General features: G+C 61.7%; 3 protein-coding genes and 1 rRNA gene. All 4 read right to left on the bottom strand.

Annotation, left to right across the window (positions count from 1 at the left end; translation table 11 throughout):
• A 16S ribosomal RNA gene (locus tag EAW56_RS11460) occupies positions 1 to 125 on the bottom strand; the annotation flags it as partial.
• Between the two features lie 649 nt (positions 126 to 774).
• Positions 775 to 1,809 carry a hypothetical protein gene (locus EAW56_RS11455; protein WP_122086673.1) on the bottom strand — a complete coding sequence of 345 codons (1,035 nt, stop codon included), beginning with the start codon at positions 1,807 to 1,809 and terminating at the stop codon, positions 775 to 777.
• Positions 1,806 to 2,633, bottom strand: coding sequence for an ATP-binding cassette domain-containing protein (locus tag EAW56_RS11450; RefSeq protein ID WP_122086671.1), 828 nt, complete (start codon positions 2,631 to 2,633; stop codon positions 1,806 to 1,808). Before EAW56_RS11450 ends, EAW56_RS11455 begins: the two co-directional genes overlap by 4 nt.
• The coding region (locus EAW56_RS11445; RefSeq protein ID WP_482764195.1) for a GntR family transcriptional regulator at positions 2,630 to 2,847 on the bottom strand (218 nt) is incomplete at its 5' end. The genes EAW56_RS11450 and EAW56_RS11445, both read right to left, overlap by 4 nt.

The following is a 2,847-nucleotide window of genomic DNA, read 5'->3' as shown; positions in this document are numbered from 1 at the left end:
TCACCCACGTGTTACTCACCCGTTCGCCACTCGAGTACCCTGCAAGCAGGGCCTTTCCGTTCGACTTGCATGTGTTAAGCACGCCGCCAGCGTTCATCCTGAGCCAGGATCAAACTCTCCACAAAAAAGTTTCAGCAAGAAACAAAGGCCGTGAAAAGCCCAAACCTAACCAAAAACAAACCAACCCACACCACAACCAAAAACAATCGCAGTGCAGGACTGGCAAATCCTCAAATTACCTTCACGTGCCGACCCAACCCGACGGGGCAAAAACAGGCCGACACAACAAAAAATATAGTTACAAAACGCGAATCAAATCACGCACCATAACCAGCAAACACCACCTGCAACTAGAGGTTCACAAGCAGCGCCACCGGCACACACCAACCACACAAAACGTGCAGCTAGCACAACACAGGCACGCAACCAATCCACAAACAAAAGTACATTGGCACACTATCGAGTTCTCAAACAACACACGCACATTTACCCACCACCAAGCATTTTGCTCAGCAGTTGTAAAAAGCGACTTTGTCGACACTACACAAACCACAATCCGAAAGTCAAATCCTTGACCCAACCGGACCGAAGTCCATATTTTCTTATGTCGGCCAGCGATCGTTTTCCTGACCGCCATCTCACCAGCTTTACTCCCTTGCGGAGTCTGTCTGGCGGGGCGCTGTCGGTCTCGCTGACTCACATAAAGTTACACACACCCAAACACCAACACAAATCCCCAGCGTAAGGGCGGTGTTTGGGTGAACGTAACGTTACTTACTTCTTGACTTCGCGCGGTCGCTTTGGGTCGAGCCGACCAGTAAGCATGAGCGCGAAGACCACCGCAGCCGAAAGCAGGCACACGCCGCAGAACACGAGCACCACCACAACTTCACCGGTGCCGACTTCGGTGTTGTTGCCGGCTACGTCCATGATGTCGCGGGTGGCAGACCACGCCATGACGCCGATGAAGAAGCCCGAGGACGTGATCCAGGCTTGCAGCACCTTTGCCAGCAGGAGCACGCCGAGGCCGATGGTTCCTTGGAGGAGGAGTGGGGTGAGGGGCACGGAGGCGTCGATAAGCAATGCGACGAGAATCGCGGACCCGGTGACCAGTAGGGATGCGACCGTCGCGACGCCGACCGTTGTCGCGGCCCAGAACTTGCGGGTTGTGCCGAACGATTGCGCAACCGCCGCCGTCGGCATGCCGCCTCCGACGCCCCAGAGCCAGTAGAAGAGCAACGCGCCGGAGGGCAGCATTCCGGTGACCCAGCTACTCGCGGACCGGGCGCACACCGCGTAAAGGATGCCCGTGATCAGGCCGACGGGCGCCGCCCACACGCACATGCGGCGCCAGAAGACTTCGAACGCGAAGCCGCCGCGTCGCCGCGCCAAGCTGATGCCTCCGGTGCGAGTGAGATCGGCCGACTCACGCGACGGCAGCGCCGAGACCAGGAACGTCACTGCGGCAAGAACCACCCCAATCGCGCTGGAGATAGTCGCCCGGTGCGGATTGATGAGGCTGAACACGGCAAAGACCACGACCGCAAAGGGCACAACAAGCGTGAGGACCTGCTGGCGGACGCGCGCGCGGTTCATGCCTAGCGCCTTGAAGGCGCTGGGTTCGGGGATGGCGATCCACGACAGCGTCATCACGCACATGAAACTGCCGAAGAGAATCATCCATTGCGCCCCATCCATGGCGAATAGCACGAAGAGCGGCAGCGATGCGGCACCGAGGAAGCGCATCCACGGCCCCGCCTTGAACTGGTGCCAGAGGAACCTGCGGTCGAGGTGCGTCATTGCGCTCATGCCTGCACCTCCAGGATCGCCTCGAGCACGTCGCCGAGGTCCGCGGCCTGGCCGCGTAAGCCCAGTTCAGCGGCGGTTGCTGCGGGGAGGATGGCGCGGGCAGCGGAGGCGTGGCGTCGGTAAGCGATGGCCCCGGCGGGCTCGTCGAAGTCGCCGGTGGCGATGACGTAGCCGTCGGCGTCCTCAGCGAGCAGATGCTTATCGACGCTCCCCTGCCGCCCCAGCACGAGCGCCGAATCCAGGATCTTGGCGGCGTCCTCGATGTGGTGAGTCGCCATCATGAAGCAACGCTGGGACTCGGCGAGCTCGAGGAGGTGGCGGTAGAAGACGGAGGTGTTGTGGACGTCGAGGCCGACGTAGGGTTCGTCGAGAAGCGTGAGCTCGGCGCCGGAGGCGAGGCCGACCACGATGCCGATCATCGCGCGCTGGCCACGGGAGCACTTGCTGTAGATGGTGGGCGCGTGCTCGTCGAGGGCGAAGTCGCGCATGAGCGTGTCCGCGAGGTCCTGCGACCAGTGCGGGTAGCGCTTCGCCGCGGCGGCGACGATGTCCGCCAGCGACCACGAGGCGGGGTACGCAGTGTCGACGCCGGTAAAACAGACGCGGTCCATCACGCTTGCGTTATCGAAGGGCTGCTCACCGAAGACGGTGAGCTCCCCGCTGGTCGGCTTGAGCTGGCCCGCGATCATGGCGAGCAAGGTGGACTTGCCCACGCCGTTGCGACCAAGCAGGGCGTGGATGCCGGTGCCGGGCAACTCGAAGGTGATGTCGGTGAGCACCGGTTTCTTCCGGAACTGTTTTTCCAGGTGAGTTGCGGTAATCATTGGTACATTCCTCTACTTTCTGCGACGCGGTCGATAAGAGAGTGCAGGGTGGCGCGGTCGTAGCCAAGGCGGACGGCCTCGTCGATGGCGGGGGCGAGGTACTCGCCGGCGTAGCGCTCGCGGCGCGACTGCACGGCCCGCTCGCGCGCGTCGGGGGTGACGAACATGCCGAGCCCGCGGCGCTTTTCCAGGATCCCGTCGTCGACGAGGATTC

The organism is Corynebacterium gottingense (assembly GCF_003693265.1).
GTDB classification, from domain to species: domain Bacteria; phylum Actinomycetota; class Actinomycetes; order Mycobacteriales; family Mycobacteriaceae; genus Corynebacterium; species Corynebacterium gottingense.
The sequence above is the reverse complement of the archived record's forward strand: the minus strand, read 5'-3'. Positions and strand labels throughout refer to the sequence as shown.